Genomic DNA, 18,792 nt, shown 5'->3' with positions numbered 1-18,792 from the left:
TTCCGTAAAATTTGGTGAAAAAAACATAGACAATTTCGTTACGAATTAACTGGTGTTTAATCCTCTAATTTGAAAAACGATATTTTTAATAAGAGATAACTGCTCGTGAATGTCTGATTCGTTTATGATAAGTACAAAAATCCACACTAAATGAATTGATGATCATGAGAATAATTGTTGTTTTTGTAACAAAAAAATTGTTTTGCAATTCGGGCTGTACTAAAATAGAGGAAGGGAAAAAACAAGCATATACATAGGGAGGCTACATGAATGGATTATCGTATAGAAAAGGATACACTTGGAGAGGTTAAGGTACCTGCTGATAAATATTGGGCAGCACAAACCCAACGCAGTAAGCAAAACTTCCCAATTGGAAACGAAAAAATGCCAAAAGAAATTGTAAAAGCATTCGCGATTTTGAAAAAAAGTGCCGCAAAAGCAAATAGTGATTTAGGGTTAATGGATCAAAAAAAAGCTGAAGCAATTGCCTATGCAGCAGATCAAGTAGTAGAAGGGACCCTTGACCAACATTTTCCTTTAGTTGTTTGGCAAACAGGAAGCGGGACCCAATCAAATATGAATGTTAATGAAGTGATTGCACATGTTGGGAATCAATGGTTGACTGAACAAGGAAGCAATATAAGACTTCATCCAAATGACGATGTAAATAAATCACAAAGTTCAAATGACACATACCCAACTGCTATGCATATTGCAGCAGTTTTGAAGGTGGAAGATGCCGTTCTTCCATCATTGCACACACTTAAAGATACGTTAAGAACAAAAATGGAAGCATTTAATGATATTGTAAAAATTGGTCGTACACACCTGCAAGATGCTACACCTTTAACACTTGGACAAGAAATAAGTGGCTGGCATCGTATGCTTGAAAAGTCGGAAAGCATGATCACAGAAAGCTTACCATATTTGAGAGAACTTGCGATTGGTGGAACGGCAGTAGGCACAGGTTTGAATGCTCATCCTGCGTTTTCTGAAAAAGTTTGTGAGGCAGTTAATGAAGAAACAGGAAAAAGCTTTATTTCCGCACCGAATAAATTCCATGCCTTAACTAGTCATGATGAGACGGTTTATGCTCATGGGGCATTGAAGGGACTAGCTGCTGATCTAATGAAAATTGCAAATGATGTACGCTGGTTAGCGAGTGGTCCGCGCTGTGGGATAGGTGAGATCACAATCCCAGCAAATGAACCAGGTAGCTCCATTATGCCAGGGAAAGTTAATCCAACACAAAGTGAAGCAGTTACGATGGTTGCAGCACAGGTAATGGGAAATGATGCAACCATCGGGTTTGCTGCAAGTCAAGGAAATTTCGAATTAAATGTATTCAAACCAGTTATTGCTTATAATTTCTTGCAATCTTGTGGTCTTCTTGCTGATAGTATGCTTTCATTTAATGAACGCTGTGTAGAGGGAATCGAGCCAAACCATGAACAAATTGAGAAATATTTGAATGACTCTTTAATGTTAGTAACAGCATTAAATCCACATATTGGTTATGAAAATGCTGCTAAGATTGCCAAGAAAGCATTCAGTGACAACTCAACGTTAAAAGAAACAGCTGTTGAATTAGGATTATTAACAGAAGAAGAGTTTGATAAGTATGTTAATCCAAAAGAAATGACACAGCCTAAATAACTAGTATGTCAATAATTCTATAAGATATAAAAATGCTCATTACCATTGCGTAATGAGCATTTTTATATCTTTAAATCCTCTTACTATCAAACGCTCTCATCTATAAGCACAATTTACCAACAATATTTTGTGATAAGTTTTTATGAAATGCTAACAATATGATTACAGGAGGTGATAAACATGGCTAACAACAACAATTCAAACCAATTAGTAGTTCCTGGCGCTCAACAAGCTCTTGATCAAATGAAATATGAAATTGCTCAAGAATTTGGTGTTAACTTAGGTGCTGACACTACTTCACGTGCTAACGGTTCTGTTGGTGGTGAAATCACAAAACGTCTAGTAGCAACTGCACAACAACAATTTGGCGGACAACAACCTCAATAATATGGCTTGAGATGGGTTTTGACCCATCCCCTAATTCAAAATATAGAGGGATCGTCTTTAAGACATCCCTCTGTATTTTACATAATTTAACGGTAGTATTTCCATCAAAATAAAAATTATACAAAAACAGCTATTTTGCATCATTACAAAATAGCTGTTTTTTAAGTATTGTTAAAAATTGAATATCAAGCCCATGAGCTTTTGATTATTATCTAATTCGTTGCTCCGTTTCTGGATCAAAGAAATGTGCTTTGTTCATATCAAAAGCTAGGTCAAGATGTTCTCCTCCATTAATGTCAGAACGGGAGTCAACACGAGCAATAAAGTCTTGATCGTTTACTTTTGAATAAAGATATGTTTCTGCACCCATCAATTCCGCAACCTCAATTGTAGCGTTTATTTTTGTTTCAGGAGTAGAATCGATAAACACTGGCTCATCGTGGATATCCTCAGGTCGAATTCCAAGAATAATGTCCTTATCAACATAACCTTTTTCACGAAGTACTTTCATTTTTCCTTCTGGAACTTTTATTTTTATATCATCTAAAAGTAGGTAATTATTATTTAATGTACCATTTAAAAAGTTCATTGATGGTGATCCAATAAATCCACCAACAAATACATTTTCTGGACTGTCATATACTTCTTTAGGAGCACCGACTTGTTGAATGATTCCGTCTTTCATAACGACAAGGCGCGTTGCCATTGTCATTGCTTCGGTTTGGTCATGTGTAACGTAAATTGTAGTTGTTTGTAGACGTTTATGAAGCTTTTGTATTTCTGCACGCATTTGCACACGTAATTTAGCATCTAAATTCGATAATGGTTCGTCCATTAAGAATACTTTTGCATCACGAACAATTGCACGTCCTAATGCGACACGCTGGCGCTGACCACCAGAAAGCGCTTTAGGTTTTCTGTCTAAATAAGCTTCTAATCCTAATATTTTTGCAGCGTTATTAACGCGTTGTTGAATTTCATCTTTTTTAAATTTGCGAAGCTTCAAACCAAATGCCATGTTATCGTAAACATTCATATGTGGATACAATGCATAGTTCTGGAATACCATTGCAATGTCTCGGTCTTTAGGTGCAACATCATTCATTTTTTTATCATCAATGAATAATTCACCGCCAGTAATTTCTTCTAATCCAGCAATCATTCGTAAAGTGGTTGATTTCCCACACCCAGACGGGCCAACAAAAACGATGAATTCTTTGTCCTTAATGTCTAAATTAAAGTCATCTACAGCAATAACTTTTTTATCATATGATTTTTGAATATGATCTAAGCGTAATTCTGCCATTTTTATTTCCCCCTATTTTTTGTAAGCATTTTCATTAATTTAATTGTATACAAAATTAGGAAAAGCATAAATAGTAAACATGCACAAACATTTGGGAATGGTTTGTGCATGTTTACTAATCGATGTAATTTTTAGATAACAAGGCGAGGTGAACTGTCATGGCCTGGTTAAAATCTCGGATATCAATACCTGTTTTTTCAATAAATTTATCAATGCGGTATTGTAAACTGTTTCGGTGCATAAACAATTCCTTTGCAGTTATAGAAATATTCAAGTTACAATCAATAAATGTTTCAATTGTATATAATAACTCATGATCATCAGCGATTTCCTTTAATATTATTTCTGCAATCATTGTACGAAAAGCAGGTCCAATTTTTTCCACAATTAAATAAGGAATTGCTTCTACATAAGTAATGACTTTTTTTTCAGAACGACAAAATGATTTTTCAGCATTTTGTATTAACGTAACATAGTAGGATTTGGCATCACTCAATTGATGAAGAAACGGACCAACGAAAAAATTGATTTTTACATATAAATCACTCATTAATATATCAATAATTTGCTCGTAGGAAGTAGCTTCATCGGTAGAATTAGTTTGTTCTTCAACAATTATTCCAGAATGATCAGTTTCCCATAGAATAGGTATTTGCCTTGTGAAAATCTCATTTATTGCCTCTTTAAATGCTAGTGGTTCTAACTTGTTTTTTGCAAATGAAAAATAGATGAAACGGTAAGGGGATTCAGTTTCTTGTTCAATTTTGTCTGCTTTAATAAGTTCAGACCAATATTGCTCTTTTTCTGAAGGGAATGGTAATCTTATTTGATAGGGTGTTAAAAGCGCAGACAGTACATTTTCAGCTTGTTTTGTCAGCTCCTTTTTCTTAATGCCAATTACTTCATTACTGGATGTTATATACCACTGAAAGTCATTGTCTTGTGGCCTATCTATATTCGATTTAAGAATTAATGATGGGAAAATTTCGCGTAACTTGTTTATCATAATCTATCCTCTTCTTTAGTCTTTTATTATATATTACACCGTTTTCAGGTAGAAAAATCGGTTTAGAAAATAGTATACATGATAGTTCTCGTTTGGTATAGTTAGGAAGGAATACAATAGCAGAATTTTAAGGAGGAAATACATTGCCTAATATTTATGATAGTGCATACGAATTAGAAAAAGCTATTCGCGAAAGTGATGAATTTAAAAGTTTAAAAGAAGCTTATGATGCGGTAATGAGTGATGAATCAGCTAAGCAAATGTTTGATAATTTCCGTAACACACAAATGGCATTGCAGGAAAAACAAATGCAGGGTCAGGAAATTACTGAAGAGGAAGTTGAGAAAGCACGCCAGGTTGTTGAACTAGTGCAACAACATAACGATATTTCAAAATTAATGGAACAAGAACAACGTTTAAATCTCGTTATTAATGACGTTAGCCGTATTATTACTAAACCTTTAGAAGAATTATATGGCGACCCATCAGAGGAAAATACAGAACAATAATTGTAGTCTAAAACGATCCGTGGAATTAATCTACGGATCGTTTTTTTAGTTAATGAAGGATTTTTTAGTAGTAATATCGAATTATTGATTAACATGGAAATTAGGAAAGGGGGATTAATGGTGAGCACAGTACTCTATGAAAGTGTTGATCATATTTCATATATTTATTTAAATCGACCAGACCGATACAATGCACTTAACAAGGAAATGCTAGAGGACTTGTTAAAGGTGATTGAACAGGTGGAAAATAACGATGATCGTGTTCTAATTATAAGTGGGAAAGGGAAGGCATTTTGTGCTGGTGGTGATATTGGCATGATGGCTGACTTTTCTGATAAAGTCTATTATGACAATGTAATGGATACAATATGTGCGATTGCCAAGAAGTTATATATGATGCCTAAAATGGTTATATCGGCAGTCCAAGGATCCGCAGCTGGATTGGGGTTAAGTCTAGCACTCACAGCAGATTATATTGTTGCAAATGAAGATGCTAAACTTGGTATGCTATTTCTCGGTGTAGGGCTTGCACCAGATGGTGGAGGACATTTCTGGTTACAGGAACGAATTGGAACGCAACGAGCAAAGCAATTCATATGGGGAATGGAACAAGTGAAGGGGGAAAAGGCCCAGGCAATGAATTTAGTAGATGTTGTAACGGATCAACATGCACTTGATCATGCTACCAAATTAGGGCAAAGGCTACAGTCAAAGCCGCTTACTTCAATGGTAAAAACAAAATTTCTTTACCACGAGAAGCAGAAAGAAGTGCTGGATTACTATTTACACGCAGAAAAACAAACACAATGGGAGCTTTGTCACACAATGGATCATCATGAAGGTGTACGTGCATTTTTAGGGAAAAGAAAACCTGTATTTGTCGGGGAATAATGATAAACGTTACTATATAAAAAAGGACTACTTCCTATAAAAAGTAGCCCTTTTTTGTGTTTTATCGATGAAATAGAATTAACTTAGCTTCTGGGGATACACAACGATGTGTATGTTCACGATAACCTTCTTCGGCTAAACGAGCTTCACCGATTTTTTTTGCTTCAATATCATTCTCTGCAGAAAATGATTCGTCTAATAGTTTTTCGCCAGTTTTCTCGAATACAGTTAACATATAGGTTCGCATACCGTTTCCTCCTTGAAGTCAAAAAACATAGTTATATTATTTATTCTTGATTTATCATTAAATTCCTGCTTTTTTCAAAAAACTATTTAAAAATTAACGTAAAGTAAACTTGACAAAAGGAAGGGAGTGACGTAAACTTTTTGTAAAGTCAACTTTACTTTTGTATAGGAGATAATATGAAAACGTTAATTAAGGAAAAGCGAAACGAGTTACATATTACACAAGAGGAATTGTCGTATAAATTAAAGGTATCTAGACAGACGATTATTTCACTTGAGAAAGGTAAATATAAACCATCATTAATATTAGCACACAAGCTGGCGCAAACGTTTGGTTGTTCAATTGAGGATTTGTTTATTTTTGAAGGGGATGAGAATCTTGAGTGAAAATACGATAGATATTCTATTGTCACTTTCCGGTTTGTTGGTTGGTGGAATAATTGGGTTAATTGTTTTCTACATTAATAGGCATATTGGTAAGAAAAAGAATCGGTTTGATGAGCGATATCAACAAATTAATAACCGGGCAAAAGCAAGATCGTGGGATTCAATGCTAATTATTCTAATAATTGCTTGGGTAGTTGCAATTATTTATGAAGGAATTTCCTTTAGCTTTTTCTTAGTAACTGGTATTTATGTTCTTCATAACGTAACACTAATTATTACGAGTGTTTATGTTAATAAGCAAAATTAAAGGAATATGGGAAGAGAGGGGAATAAATTTTGACATTAGTTTTAAAAGATGTAACAAAACGGTTTGGGCAGCACACCGCAGTTGATCACCTTTCACTGGAAATACCGGAAAAAGAAATGTTTGGATTTCTAGGGGGAAACGGTGCGGGTAAAACGACAACATTCAGAATGATTTTAGGGTTATTAGACATAACAGAAGGGGATATTTCCTGGAATGGTGACACGATTAGCTATAATAAGAGTCATCTAATCGGTTATCTACCTGAGGAACGTGGATTATATCCAAAACTAAAAGTAAGAGATCAGTTAATTTATCTTGGAAAATTACGTGGTATGACAAAAACTGAAGTTGAAACAGAGCTTGTCGGATGGCTGGAACGATTTAAGGTACCTGAATACATCGATAAGAAGGTAGAGGAATTATCTAAAGGTAATCAGCAAAAAATTCAATTTATATCTGCAGTTATTCATAAGCCAAAACTATTAATTTTAGATGAACCATTTTCCGGACTTGATCCAATAAATGTAGAAATGCTAAAGGAAGCGGTTGTTGATTTAAAAGAACAAGGTACATCAATTGTTTTTTCATCGCACCGAATGGAGCATGTAGAAGAGTTATGTGAACATGTATGTATTCTACATAAAGGCAACCAAGTTGTACAAGGTTCATTGCGTGAAATTAAGCGTTCTTTTGGTAAGAAAAATTTAATTGTTCATGCAGATATACCACTTGATTTTTTAAAGGATCAGCCAGGTGTCATTATGTACAAAGCTTTGACTGAAGGATGTGAACTGCAAATTGAAAATGAAGAAGTATCACAAGCAATTTTTGCAGCTTTGCAAGGTAAAGGGTTCATTCGCAAATTTGACCTAGAGGAACCATCCTTAAACGATATTTTCATTGAGAAAGTAGGTGCCTCCTATGAATAAATTTTGGATAATTTTATCGCATACATACATGATGCGATTTAAAACAAAGTCGTTTATGATCAGTACAATCGTTACACTTTTATTCGTCATAGGAGCAACAAATTTCCAAACGATAATGGAAAGTTTTGCAGGAGATAGTACAGACAAAATAGCGGTAATAGATGAATCAGGTGAGTTATTTGCTCCATTAAAAGAAGGTTTAGAGAGTACAAATGATGAAATGGAATTAGTAGCTTATGATGGTTCTGAGGCAGACGCAAAAGATGCAGTTCAAGCCGAAGATTATGAAGCATTAATTACATTAACCTTAAATGATGATGGACTGCCAGAAGCTTCTTACTATGCAAAAACAATCGCCGAAGCAGGTGAACAAACCGCTATTCAGCAACAGTTACAACAGCTTAAAGTTGCCGTTGCAACACAACAGGCTGGAATTGATCAAGCAAAACTAGCAGAAATCTATGCACCGGTTACATTCAATGCGATTGCACTCGATAAAAGTGCAAAAACGGGAGAAGAGCTTAGTCGGGCACGAGGTATTGTTTATGCAATGTTATTCTTATTGTACATTACCGTATTAGTATATGGACAAATGATTGCACAAGACGTAGCGACGGAAAAATCATCTCGAGTAATGGAGATCCTAATATCCAGCGTATCTCCGGTTACACAGATGTTTGCTAAGATTTTCGGTATTGCACTACTGGGACTGACGCAAATTGTCTTGATCATTGGAGTAGCTTATGCAATGATTTCAGTGAATCAGGATGAACTAACTGGTGGCGTGTTTAGCTATTTTGGAATTGAAGGTGCCTCACCGTCCTTATTCATTTATGCCATAGTATTCTTTATGCTAGGTTATTTGTTGTATGCTACATTGGCAGCAATGTTAGGATCATTAGTTAGTCGAATTGAAGACGTGCAACAGCTAATGATGCCAATGATGTTTTTGATTGTAGCAGCATTTTTAATTGCGATGTATGGATTAAACGTACCTGATGCTAGTTTTGTTACCATTAGCTCATACATTCCATTTTTCAGTCCAATGCTCATGTTTTTACGCGTAGGAATGTTAGATGTCCCTGTGTGGGAAGTAGCATTATCACTAGGTATATTGATTGGAACCATTATTATATTTGCAATAATTGGAGCAAGAGTCTACAAAGGTGGAGTTTTGATGTATGGTAAATCAAATTCACTAAAAGATTTTAAAAAAGCAATGCAATTATCGAAAAAAGATTAGACTTTTTAAGAAAGAGGAGGCCACGCTGTAGTGGCCTTTTTGTATGACCGGGATATTGCCCAGAATAGAGGAACATGAGCTTTTATGCTGCAACCTGTTCCCGAAAGCTGAGCTATCCTACTTCCCTCTAGTACAGAACGTGCATTCGTATAAAACTTCTGATAAACTATCAGTAAAGGTGGTGTTTTGATGCAAAATCAAATTTCCTTCATTCATGCAGCTGACTTACACTTGGACAGTCCGTTTACCGGATTAACCCGTGTGCCGGAAAATATTTTTAAAGAAATTCAAGAAAGTACATTTGTTGCGCTAGAACGGCTTGTTGAAACAGCTATTCATAAGCAAGTTGATTTTGTTCTATTGGTTGGAGATTTATTTGATAATGAAAGGCAAAGTCTCAAGGCACAAATACGTTTACGAAAAGCGTTTGAGAAATTAAAAGAATACAAGATTAATGTATATCTTTCTTATGGAAATCATGATTACATAAAAGGAAATATTCATCCAATTGACTATCCAGATAATGTGTATATTTTCAATGAAGAAACCGTGAATCATTATACATATAAACGAGATGGGGAGGAGCTTGTATCTATTTACGGATTTAGTTATGAGAACCGTGCTGTCCTTACAAATAAAGCAAAAGAATATACGATAGCTGACGAAAATATACCATTCCACATTGGGATGCTACATGGAAGTATCGCCAGTAACACGGAGCATGACGTATATGCTCCCTTTAGATTAACGGATTTAAAGGAACAGTATTTTGATTATTGGGCACTTGGGCATATTCATCAACGAGAAATTTTATCGGAAAAACCTTTTGTTATTTACCCGGGGAATACGCAAGGTCGCCACCGTAAAGAATCCGGTGAAAAAGGATGTTATCATGTTACTTTAAATGAAACAACAACAAATGTAACGTTCATGCCATTACAGTCGATAACGTTTCAATCTGTAACAATCGATGTGTCTGCTTGTAAACAGCCACATCAACTGGAACCTTTGATTGATAAAACTATTCAGAACATGCCTAATAAAAGTGTTTCTAAGCTTCTTTCCATTACGGTAACAACGACAAACCCAGAACATAAACGCTGGGTAAACGAAGGTTTATTTGATGATATTGTTGAATTGCTAAATGAATCTGCAGCCCATCAAACAAATTGGTTCTATATTTTTCGTGTTAACGTGGACTATAAACAATCGCTATCAGATAGTGATTTGAATAAAGGAGATCATTTTATTGGTGAACTTTTACGTTATACGGAAGATGTGTCCATTCATCCATACATCGCGGAATTATATCGTCATAAACAAGCTAGAAAATATATCAAAGCCATATCGGAAGAGGAAGAGCAATCCATTAAAAATGAGGCGAAGCAATTACTGATTCAAGAGCTATTAGAGATTGAGGGTGATTAGGGATGAAGCTAATGCACGCGACTGTTTACGGATTTGGTAAGTGGAACGATTACTCAGTTGATTTTTCCAAGCAAGCTTTCCTATGTATTTTTGGTGAAAATGAATCAGGTAAATCAACATTACAACAATTTATTTTATTTATGTTATTTGGTTTTCCACCGAAAAAACGGTCATTTTTCAAACCGAAGACAAGCGGAAGAATGGGTGGAAGATTAACACTATTTGATGATTCTATTGGTGAATTTACGATTGAGCGTACGGATGATAGAAATGGAGCAGCTAAATGCTTTTTGCCTGATGGTCGTGAATTTGAAGAAGATTGGTTAAGAGAAAGACTTCATGGAATGACGAACAAAACGTATCAATCGATTTTTTCATTCTCTGCGAACGATTTAAGTATTTTATCAGAAATGAACGAAGATGATCTTGGTGAGGTATTGCTTGGCATTGGCTTAACAGGTTCGAAAAATATTTATTCAATCGAGAAACGAATTGAGACGAAAATAGGGGAATTGTTTAAACCGTATGGTAAAAAGCCAACCATTAATCAGCAGCTGGATTCGTTAGATGGACTGTTTCAAAAATTGACATCTTATAAGAATGATGAGGCATTGTATAGAGAGAAGAAGGAAAAATTACTTTCTTACACCAATGATATCCAAGCTATAAAGGAAGACATAAAAGAAAAAAATCAATTGTTGTTATCAATTGAAAAGCAGCAACAGACCACACCACTGATTCATGATTACCAAAATATCAAAAGTCAATTGTCCAGTTATCCTGCTGATTTGACGTTTCCTGCGAATGGATTAAGTCGGCTTAATGTATTAAAAGAACAACTACTTCCAATGCAAAGTGAACTGTCAGTAATTGAAAGTAACAAGCGGAAGTATGAAGAAAAACAAACCATGCTGAAGGAAGAACTCGATGATGAAAGTAGCTATAATCAGGCAGAAACCATCGTACAAATAAAACAGGACTATATGGATAATGATAAAGAAATTACAAAGCTTAAAGATGATTTAAAGAAGCTAGATATACAATTGGAAAATGAATTAAGTAATCTGAATATCGGATTAGCTGTGGATGATTTAGCGTTTATTTCGTTTCCATTTCATATCGAGAATACATGGAATCAGCTTAATAATGATTATACTCAATTACAGCTGGAAAAAGAGCAGCTTCAACGGGAAGAAAGTGTTTTGTCTAACCAACAAGATAACTTATTTAATCAGAAACAAGAAATAAAGACAGGATTACTTCCTGAAGGGCGTGTTTATGAACTAAATGAAACAATCAGTGAATATAAGCAGCAAACTTCTTTAGATAAGTTAAGAGAGGATTCCTATAACCAGCGTGAAAAATGGCAGAAAATCAAAGAACAAAAAAATAGGCAGAGCATAAACTTACTAATTGGGAGTATTATATTTGCGTTAATTAGTGGTAGTTTCGCGGTATTATGGGATTCGACGATATTTTATGGTTTAATGGCAATCCTAATACTTGTAGGAGTTATCCAATGGATTGTAGGGAAAAAATCAATTAACAACATGGAACAAATGCTGTTACATGACCAAATAGATGGATTAGGAACCCAGGTAACAAGAGAAGTTTTTGTGGAAGCAGGGAATTTACTTGCTTTCCATAATAAAAGAATAGCCGATTTGGATGCTATCGAAGATCAAATCAAGACAAACGATCATAAGCTTTTACAGGTAGACGAACGGAATAATTTATTAGGGTACAAACAAAAACGTTTAAGGCAAAAAATAGACGAGCAACACACAGATTATCCTTTTCTAGAAAATGTGGACCTATCATTTTGGTCTCAGCTTTACCACACCATGAAGCATTTGCTACAAAAATATGAAAATAAAATCGAAATAGAGAGACAAATCAACATGCTAGAAGATAGACAACAGCATTTCAATAATGTGGTAAATATGTTTTTCCATGAACGAAATTGGGAATCGTCTAATATAGCAATTGTGGATCAGTTTGAGGACATAGAAGAATTCGTTCACCATTACAATAAAACCACTGCTTTAATCGACCAGTATGATAAGTGGATTACCGAAGCAATGGAACAATATCATCTATTGAAACAAAAATTAAGTGTCTATGAGAAAGAAATAAGTACATTATATGATGGTGCTGCAGTAAAAACCGAAGAAGAGTTCTTTCAAAAAGCTAAAAAATGGGATGAAAAATGTGCGCTTGAAGAAAAAGTAAATGAACGGATTGGGCAAATTTTGGCTACGTTTACTCAAGATGAATGGGAAGAGTTAGCTGAACGTACAATCGATGCACAACAACTTGAGGTTAAACATAAAGAACATGTAGATGTAATAAAAAGCCTTGAAAAAGAACTTGATGAGAAACGACAACTGTTAGCTGATGTAAATGCAGATTTAGCTAAAATGGAAATATCTGAAACATATTCTGAAACGCTGTATCGGTACAATATGGAACGAGAAAATCTACATTATTTAGCGAAAGAGTGGGCAGTATTAAAAACGGCTAAAGAAATGTTGATTGAAACAAAACGAAAATTTAGAGATAAATATCTTACAAAAGTAATTGATAAAACATCACATTATTTCTCATTGTTAACCAATTATAATTATAAACGTGTTTTTGCCCCAACTGACGACCAAGCCTTTCAAGTATTAGCTCAAAATGAACTAAAATACACGGTGAAAGAACTGTCACAAGGAACGAGAGATCAACTGTATGTTGCATTACGGATCGCTATTAGCGAAGTAATGAGTAAGAACCACCATTTACCATTTATAATTGATGATGCGTTTGTCCATTTTGATGCTTCTCGGACAAACCAAGTTATGAAAATATTATCGGAAATTGCAGAGCACCAACAGGTTATTGTATTTACATGTAAAAAAGATATAATTGAAACAGAAAATAAAGCAGAAATAGTTTTCTTAGAAAATACTGTTCGCATTAATTAGCGTTTAATGGTAAACTATTTGCAGATATATGATGAATATTGCAGGTGGAGGGACTTCCATTGCCAGAGGAAAATGTATCAAAAGACTGGGAAAAGTATGAAGAAACAATTGAAAAATTTATTCAAGTAATTGCTAAAAATATGAATCTGTATGGCATCACATCATCTGTTGGTCGATTGTATGGAGTGTTGTATTTTTCAGATCAGCCAATGACTTTAGACGATATGCGAGATGCACTGGTTATGAGCAAGACCAGTATGTCAACTGGTGTACGTGCATTATCAGATATGAAAATGGTTGAATCAACCTTTAAAAAAGGTATTCGTAAAGATCTATATCAATCAGAAGAGGATTGGTATAAGTCATTTACATCATTATTTGGTAATCGTTGGCGTCAGCACACTGAAACAAACATTGAAGAGGCAGATGAAGCTATCGAGGAATTGGAAGCCTTACTTTCGGTCACTATGGATGAGGAATTAAAGAATAAGATCAATAGAGATATTGACCGGCTTCGTTACGCTCAAAACTATTATAAATGGCTTATGAAGTTTATTCGCGTTATGGAATCAGGTGAAATCTTTAAATACGTTCCAAAGAATGAAGATTAATGAATAGCGAATATAGACTGACGTAAAGAATTGGCATCCTGGTAAAAATATGGCCTGTCTTTTAGTCAGTCTTTTTTATTTATAGGGGGAGAATTTGCATGAGAAAAGGTATAGGATATATAAATATAGGTGAATCATTCGATGATTTTGTCTTAATTAAAGAAGCTACAAGGGGAGTAGCGAGTAATGGAAAAGCATTTTTAACATTAATCCTACGTGATGCGACTGGTGAAATTGAGGCCAAGTTATGGGATATAAAAAAGGAAGATGAAGAAGTTTTTTTACCGGAAAAAATTGTTAGATTAACTGGTGAAATCAATCAATTCAGGGGTAAGGCACAGCTGAAGATTTTTACGATAAGACCTGCTCAACCGACAGATGGTGTTCATGTTTCCGATTTTGTAGAGAAAGCCCCTGTTGAAAAAGAGGTATTAATAGAAAAGCTTACAGAGGCAATTTTTGAAATGAAGAACCCAACAATGCAGCGAATTGTTCGAGCATTTATTAAAAAATATCAGGATGCTCTTTTAACCTATCCTGCAGCCTCCAAAAACCATCATGAGTATGTGTCTGGTTTAGCACATCATGTTGTAAGTATGTTGGCCATCGCTAAAGAATTACACAATCTCTATCCACAGCTAAATAAAGATTTGCTATATGCGGGAATTATTCTTCATGATCTAGGTAAATTGAAAGAATTGTCGGGTGTAGTTACAACCTCATATACCCTGGAAGGAAAGTTACTAGGTCATATTCCAATGATGGTAGAGGAGATTGGAATCATGGCAAAAGAACTGCAAATTGAAGGGGAAGAAGTACTGATATTGCAACATCTTATATTAAGTCATCACGGCAAGGCGGAATGGGGAAGTCCGAAGCCACCATTAGTTCGTGAAGCTGAACTATTACATCTAATTGATTTAATTGATGCCAAAATGAATATGTTAAATCGTGCATTAGATAAGGTGAAACCAGGTGAATTTACCGAGCGATTGTTTGCAATGGACAACCGCCAATTTTACAAACCACTATTTGAAGAAAAATAAACAGAGGTTATTTTTTCTGACTCTTGTACATATACATGTGATAGATGGATGGACAAGGGGGACTGAAATATGATTGCTGGAGTGCCTTGGTGGGTCTTTATGATGATTCTTTTTATTTTCTTAAGCGGGTACATGGCTTATAGAGCAATTCGAGCTGAGAAAAGGTTAGAGCAGCAGTTTATTGAGCGTGAAGGAAATATTTTTATGGAGCGTATGGAGGAAGAACGGAAACATAAAGAGAGCAATAAACAGTTATCAAATTAAACGAGGATGTCCTATGTGGGGACATCCTCGTTTAATTAACTTTATTTATCTTCTTTAGTATCTTCTTTTTTAGTATCTTCTTTTTTAAATAGACCTTCAAAATCATCATCTTTTGGATCGACACTAGCATCATCAAGAAGCCCTTGAATTTTTGCTTGTGCTTTTGTTGGATCTATTTTTTGATTTAGGATTTGACGACGAATGTCTTCTTTCATGTCTTCAAACTTACCAATGTCTTCTTTTTTATCACGCTTGTCCGTTACTTTAATAATATGGTAGCCAAATTCAGATTTTACTGGTTCGCTTATTTTTCCTACTTCTAGGTTATAAGCAGCATCTTCGAAGGCAGGATCCATTTTACCTGCAGAGAAATAACCCAATTTACCACCATCTTTGGCGGTTGCAGTGTCTGTTGAGTACTCTTTTGCTAATTTCGCGAAGTCTCCACCCTCATCAAGTTTCTTTTTAACTTCTTTAGCAGTTTTTTCATCTTTAACTAAAATGTGCTGTGCTTCAATTTCCTGTTTCATACGGTCATAACGTTGTTTAATTTCTTTATCTGTGATTTTAATGTCTTCCGATAACGCTTTCTCTTGAAGAAGACTTATACGTACTAAATCACGATATGCATCTTCATCTTTAATACCTTGTTGCTGTAAGGCCATTTCAAATTGCTCACCCAATTGATCTTTTGTTTTTTGAACTTCTTTATCAACTTCTTTATCTGTTACCTCGTATTTATCATTTAATACTTCAGCAGTTACCATTTCTTGTATTACTGATTCACCATAACGATCTTTTAATTCCTGATAAAACTCATCTTTTGTTATATTTCCAGCATTTGTTTCCACTACTACTTCAGAATCGTCACCTGAACTGCATGCTGATAAGCTCAGTACTCCTGCTGTTAATGTTACAGCGATTGCTAGTTTTTTCATTTTATGAACACTCCTAACATGATAGTTACCACTACATTAAACTAATGAATAATATAACATATTTTTGTACAAAAAAAATAGTCTAACCTGCAATTTTTCTATTTAATGGAGTTATTTACAATGTTATCTTGTGTTAACCAACCACATTTAATACTTTAACATAAGAAGAAACAAGTAAAATAATAACCATAATATTAATCATCCTAAACGTGCGCGATTGTTTATTCTTATTCATTTCCATTTTTAAACAAAATCGTTGTGTTAGTGAGTTAAAGATTAGCAGGATGAATAGTGCATAAAAGAGAAATAGGATCAACATACGAAAACCTCCTTAACCAAATCTCAACACATTTATCAATTATATCATATTTATAACTCTATCAGAGTATAGAGACTGTGAACAGTATTTTTTTATAAATAAAAAGCTCTTTTCGTATAGTTTGTTGTTATTCACAGAAACTGCGAGGTAAGTGCTATGTTTATTTCGTATTTTGGTTGCTCTTTGTCCGGCAGACCGTTACACTTCGCGCCTCCTTGGCGGCTGACGAGTCTACGAGGCGCTAACGAACCTTGGGGTCTCATCGATCCCTCATCTCACCCAAAAGTCTCCCTGTATACGGGCTGCTAGTAAGTAAATATATGCTTTTTAATTCCCTATAAATGAAATAAGATTATGAATCTAAACACTAGTGGAGGCTCATCGCGAGCCCCCGGAAAGCGAAATGTATTTCCAGAACGGCTGTCCAAGCATAAACTTACGTCGTAGTTTATGTATTTTGTGTAAAAACAAAACAATAATCTTTTACAAAACTGTCATAATAAAAAAGAATCTGCAGGAAATGCAGATTCTTTTATTAATCTAGTTAATTTTGTGCCTTCACTAATATATCAAAACCACCGTTACCATTTTCAATAAAAGCTCTTTTAGGCGCTTTTATAATATGAATGGCATACAAAAAGTCCATAAATGAGAATCCAATATGAATGGATGTGAATAATAGAATATAAACATAAAAGTCATGAAATAAATAGCTTGCTATTAACCCTGGTAATGTAATAAATAATGTTGGTGCTAGAGCAACAAATAATGAAACAGGTTTTGTTAGATATGCCATTGGAAAATAAGTAAAGCTTGGTTTAATTCTACTTTTTAATTTGTAGTTTAATTTAGTACGTTTTTTCATCATAATAAGTGGTAAAATATGCATAAACGAATGTAGCACTGGTAGCATGATAATTGCAGCAGTAAACGGGATAATTCCAGATTCGTTTACATTTGTTGAATCATGTATAATGGAAAAAGGTACGTAAAGGAAGATAAAGGTTGTTAAGCCGATCAAAAATGAAATAAAATAAATACGATTCAATCCGAACTCTTTATTAATGTTTATTGATTTCCAGCAGTTCATAATTGATCCCCCTCACGTAATTTTCTTGATGTTATTTAATCAATACTTCAAGAATAATAGTACGTTTTAGGGTAAAAATCAATAGTTTTTTTACTTATTTTTTATTCTTTTTTTTTGCTGGTATTATAGGCGTTATGTAAACGATTTTGCAGGTCTTGAAAATAGGATGAAAAAAGGGGAGGATCAACGCTTGAGTACACGAAATAATGACGATACGATGTCCTTTCATTTACAGTTGATTTCTAAATTGATTGATATTAATCAATATCCATTTGTTAAATTAGTTATAGAAAATAATATTACCCGCAAAGAATACGATGAACTTTTTCAGTTATTACATAAGTTGGATGTGAAATACCAGGTTCAAAAAGAAGAAGGATTTTTGGATTTTACATCGTTGTTAGTAAATTTTGCGGGAATGTTAAATGAAAAACTGGTGCCAAATACTACTATATATGCATTAAAAAAAGAAGGATATTTCCCTTCGTTAATGAATGCCTTTATTGAAATGATTGAGAAGAATAATAGAAGAAGAGACTGATAGAGACGTTTATCAGTCTTTTTTCATATCCCGAAATGATTTCTCCACTTCTAAATGAAAGTCTATTATTTTGTTTAAACGTTTTTTTATAATAGTAAGTTCTTTATTATCCTCGTAATTATCTTGCTTTAATTTTCCCTTGATCTCTTCTAATGAACCTAGTTGATGATTGGTAGCATCAATCCATTTATTAATATAGGTGGGCATAAATGATTTAAATAACTGAAAGTTTGCTTGGTATAAATCCTTCCTAACTCCTTTTTTCCATACACGTGTTACAAGATTGAAATCCACTAGACTTCGGACGCTGGTACTCATTGATGTTTTACTTTTTCCTAATGCTTCACTCATTTCATCTAATGTAAGGGCTTTTTCATTTAAGTATAGAAAAGCGAATAACCTAGCTTCTAATGGCGTTAAATCAAACATTTCAATCGTTTTCCCGAACTCAAGAATAATTTTGTTGGTGATGTTTTCATTTTGTTGTTCGTTCATACAATCCCCCTAAAAGCCTTGCTATATAAAGGTTACATTAAAAATGAAAATAATAAAAATAGGCAACTGGGTAGATAAATGGAGTAAATTTGAGCAAATGAAAGTAAATGCCTATTTAAATTTGTACAGTATAAACTGTACGAAAAATATATACAAAATCGGTGAAATTTAATGTTTGAATTGTACGTACAAAACGTTATATAGTATTAAGAGTGAAGTGATCG

Annotated in this window: 21 protein-coding genes; 14 read left to right on the top strand and 7 right to left on the bottom strand. The window is 34.3% G+C overall.

The window, feature by feature from the left end; translation table 11 throughout:
* The first annotated feature begins 270 nt into the window (after window positions 1-270).
* Window positions 271-1,656, top strand: a complete 1,386-nt coding sequence (gene fumC, locus CS937_RS04970) for a class II fumarate hydratase (protein WP_099157354.1) — start codon at window positions 271-273, stop codon at window positions 1,654-1,656.
* Window positions 1,657-1,836: 180 nt separating this feature from the next.
* Window positions 1,837-2,043, top strand: a complete 207-nt coding sequence (locus CS937_RS04965) for an alpha/beta-type small acid-soluble spore protein (protein WP_099157353.1) — start codon at window positions 1,837-1,839, stop codon at window positions 2,041-2,043.
* Window positions 2,044-2,251: 208 nt separating this feature from the next.
* Here the strand turns inward: CS937_RS04965 and CS937_RS04960 are convergent, their stop codons facing one another.
* Complete coding sequence (locus CS937_RS04960; protein WP_099157352.1) at window positions 2,252-3,349, bottom strand: ABC transporter ATP-binding protein; 1,098 nt, start codon at window positions 3,347-3,349, stop codon at window positions 2,252-2,254.
* 115 nt (window positions 3,350-3,464) lie between these two features.
* Complete coding sequence (locus tag CS937_RS04955; RefSeq protein ID WP_099157351.1) at window positions 3,465-4,355, bottom strand: PucR family transcriptional regulator; 891 nt, start codon at window positions 4,353-4,355, stop codon at window positions 3,465-3,467.
* A 143-nt stretch (window positions 4,356-4,498) separates the two neighbouring features.
* Between CS937_RS04955 and CS937_RS04950 the strand changes: the two genes are divergently transcribed.
* Window positions 4,499-4,864: a YlbF/YmcA family competence regulator gene (locus tag CS937_RS04950; protein ID WP_099157350.1), complete on the top strand. Its 366-nt coding sequence runs from the start codon at window positions 4,499-4,501 to the stop codon at window positions 4,862-4,864.
* A gap of 120 nt (window positions 4,865-4,984) precedes the next feature.
* Window positions 4,985-5,755 (top strand): enoyl-CoA hydratase-related protein, encoded by a 771-nt coding sequence (locus tag CS937_RS04945; protein ID WP_099157349.1) that lies wholly within the window; start codon window positions 4,985-4,987, stop codon window positions 5,753-5,755.
* 61 nt (window positions 5,756-5,816) lie between these two features.
* On the opposite strand, the gene CS937_RS04940 is transcribed toward CS937_RS04945, so the two are convergent.
* A complete protein-coding gene (locus tag CS937_RS04940; protein ID WP_099157348.1) occupies window positions 5,817-6,002 on the bottom strand; it encodes a YhzD family protein in 186 nt (61 codons plus the stop codon).
* Window positions 6,003-6,178: 176 nt separating this feature from the next.
* On the opposite strand from CS937_RS04940, the gene CS937_RS04935 reads away from it, so the two are divergent.
* The 9 genes from CS937_RS04935 (at window position 6,179) to CS937_RS04895 (ending at window position 15,185) form a co-directional block, all read left to right on the top strand.
* Complete coding sequence (locus CS937_RS04935) at window positions 6,179-6,388, top strand: helix-turn-helix transcriptional regulator (protein WP_099157347.1); 210 nt, start codon at window positions 6,179-6,181, stop codon at window positions 6,386-6,388.
* Window positions 6,381-6,695 carry a DUF2178 domain-containing protein gene (locus tag CS937_RS04930; protein WP_099157346.1) on the top strand — a complete coding sequence of 105 codons (315 nt, stop codon included), beginning with the start codon at window positions 6,381-6,383 and terminating at the stop codon, window positions 6,693-6,695. The genes CS937_RS04935 and CS937_RS04930 overlap by 8 nt, the downstream gene beginning before the upstream one ends.
* 29 nt (window positions 6,696-6,724) lie before the next feature.
* Window positions 6,725-7,624, top strand: coding sequence for an ABC transporter ATP-binding protein (locus CS937_RS04925; protein ID WP_099157345.1), 900 nt, complete (start codon window positions 6,725-6,727; stop codon window positions 7,622-7,624).
* Window positions 7,617-8,867 (top strand): ABC transporter permease, encoded by a 1,251-nt coding sequence (locus tag CS937_RS04920; protein WP_099157344.1) that lies wholly within the window; start codon window positions 7,617-7,619, stop codon window positions 8,865-8,867. Before CS937_RS04925 ends, CS937_RS04920 begins: the two co-directional genes overlap by 8 nt.
* 189 nt (window positions 8,868-9,056) lie before the next feature.
* Entirely contained in the window at window positions 9,057-10,295 is a 1,239-nt protein-coding gene (locus CS937_RS04915; protein WP_099157343.1) for a metallophosphoesterase family protein, read from the top strand.
* 2 nt (window positions 10,296-10,297) lie between these two features.
* Window positions 10,298-13,264, top strand: coding sequence for an ATP-binding protein (locus CS937_RS04910; protein WP_099157342.1), 2,967 nt, complete (start codon window positions 10,298-10,300; stop codon window positions 13,262-13,264).
* Window positions 13,265-13,323: 59 nt separating this feature from the next.
* Window positions 13,324-13,875, top strand: coding sequence for a GbsR/MarR family transcriptional regulator (locus tag CS937_RS04905; protein ID WP_099157341.1), 552 nt, complete (start codon window positions 13,324-13,326; stop codon window positions 13,873-13,875).
* 98 nt (window positions 13,876-13,973) lie between these two features.
* Complete coding sequence (gene yhaM, locus CS937_RS04900; RefSeq protein ID WP_099157340.1) at window positions 13,974-14,921, top strand: 3'-5' exoribonuclease YhaM; 948 nt, start codon at window positions 13,974-13,976, stop codon at window positions 14,919-14,921.
* A gap of 69 nt (window positions 14,922-14,990) precedes the next feature.
* A complete protein-coding gene (locus tag CS937_RS04895; protein WP_099157339.1) occupies window positions 14,991-15,185 on the top strand; it encodes a sporulation YhaL family protein in 195 nt (64 codons plus the stop codon).
* Between the two features lie 41 nt (window positions 15,186-15,226).
* On the opposite strand, the gene CS937_RS04890 is transcribed toward CS937_RS04895, so the two are convergent.
* From CS937_RS04890 to CS937_RS04880, 3 genes are all read right to left on the bottom strand, one after another.
* Window positions 15,227-16,123, bottom strand: a complete 897-nt coding sequence (locus CS937_RS04890) for a peptidylprolyl isomerase (RefSeq protein ID WP_099157338.1) — start codon at window positions 16,121-16,123, stop codon at window positions 15,227-15,229.
* 133 nt (window positions 16,124-16,256) lie between these two features.
* Window positions 16,257-16,442, bottom strand: a complete 186-nt coding sequence (locus CS937_RS04885; RefSeq protein ID WP_099157337.1) for a hypothetical protein — start codon at window positions 16,440-16,442, stop codon at window positions 16,257-16,259.
* Window positions 16,443-16,986: 544 nt separating this feature from the next.
* The gene (locus CS937_RS04880; RefSeq protein WP_099157336.1) at window positions 16,987-17,532 is read right to left on the bottom strand and encodes a DUF3267 domain-containing protein; all 546 of its coding nucleotides are present in this window, start codon (window positions 17,530-17,532) and stop codon (window positions 16,987-16,989) included.
* A 190-nt stretch (window positions 17,533-17,722) separates the two neighbouring features.
* On the opposite strand from CS937_RS04880, the gene CS937_RS04875 reads away from it, so the two are divergent.
* Window positions 17,723-18,073, top strand: coding sequence for a DUF1878 family protein (locus tag CS937_RS04875; protein ID WP_245835697.1), 351 nt, complete (start codon window positions 17,723-17,725; stop codon window positions 18,071-18,073).
* Window positions 18,074-18,085: 12 nt separating this feature from the next.
* On the opposite strand, the gene CS937_RS04870 is transcribed toward CS937_RS04875, so the two are convergent.
* Window positions 18,086-18,568: a GbsR/MarR family transcriptional regulator gene (locus CS937_RS04870; protein ID WP_099157334.1), complete on the bottom strand. Its 483-nt coding sequence runs from the start codon at window positions 18,566-18,568 to the stop codon at window positions 18,086-18,088.
* Window positions 18,569-18,792 lie beyond the last annotated feature (224 nt).

Source organism: Virgibacillus ndiopensis, from assembly GCF_900187325.1.
Taxonomy (GTDB): Bacteria; Bacillota; Bacilli; order Bacillales; family Amphibacillaceae; genus Virgibacillus_E; species Virgibacillus_E ndiopensis.
The sequence above is the reverse complement of the archived record's forward strand: the minus strand, read 5'-3'. Positions and strand labels throughout refer to the sequence as shown.

What these genes read in the sequence shown, in the direction of transcription:
- fumC (WP_099157354.1), top strand. Translation starts at nt 271, where the DNA reads ATGGATTATCGTATAGAAAAGGATACACTTGGAGAGGTTAAGGTACCT.
- CS937_RS04895 (WP_099157339.1), top strand. Translation starts at nt 14,991, where the DNA reads ATGATTGCTGGAGTGCCTTGGTGGGTCTTTATGATGATTCTTTTTATT.
- CS937_RS04885 (WP_099157337.1), bottom strand. Translation starts at nt 16,442, where the DNA reads ATGTTGATCCTATTTCTCTTTTATGCACTATTCATCCTGCTAATCTTT.
- CS937_RS04915 (WP_099157343.1), top strand. Translation starts at nt 9,057, where the DNA reads ATGCAAAATCAAATTTCCTTCATTCATGCAGCTGACTTACACTTGGAC.
- CS937_RS04955 (WP_099157351.1), bottom strand. Translation starts at nt 4,355, where the DNA reads ATGATAAACAAGTTACGCGAAATTTTCCCATCATTAATTCTTAAATCG.
- CS937_RS04940 (WP_099157348.1), bottom strand. Translation starts at nt 6,002, where the DNA reads ATGCGAACCTATATGTTAACTGTATTCGAGAAAACTGGCGAAAAACTA.
- CS937_RS04870 (WP_099157334.1), bottom strand. Translation starts at nt 18,568, where the DNA reads ATGAACGAACAACAAAATGAAAACATCACCAACAAAATTATTCTTGAG.
- CS937_RS04910 (WP_099157342.1), top strand. Translation starts at nt 10,298, where the DNA reads ATGAAGCTAATGCACGCGACTGTTTACGGATTTGGTAAGTGGAACGAT.
- CS937_RS04965 (WP_099157353.1), top strand. Translation starts at nt 1,837, where the DNA reads ATGGCTAACAACAACAATTCAAACCAATTAGTAGTTCCTGGCGCTCAA.
- CS937_RS04890 (WP_099157338.1), bottom strand. Translation starts at nt 16,123, where the DNA reads ATGAAAAAACTAGCAATCGCTGTAACATTAACAGCAGGAGTACTGAGC.
- CS937_RS04960 (WP_099157352.1), bottom strand. Translation starts at nt 3,349, where the DNA reads ATGGCAGAATTACGCTTAGATCATATTCAAAAATCATATGATAAAAAA.
- CS937_RS04920 (WP_099157344.1), top strand. Translation starts at nt 7,617, where the DNA reads ATGAATAAATTTTGGATAATTTTATCGCATACATACATGATGCGATTT.
- yhaM (WP_099157340.1), top strand. Translation starts at nt 13,974, where the DNA reads ATGAGAAAAGGTATAGGATATATAAATATAGGTGAATCATTCGATGAT.
- CS937_RS04880 (WP_099157336.1), bottom strand. Translation starts at nt 17,532, where the DNA reads ATGAACTGCTGGAAATCAATAAACATTAATAAAGAGTTCGGATTGAAT.
- CS937_RS04935 (WP_099157347.1), top strand. Translation starts at nt 6,179, where the DNA reads ATGAAAACGTTAATTAAGGAAAAGCGAAACGAGTTACATATTACACAA.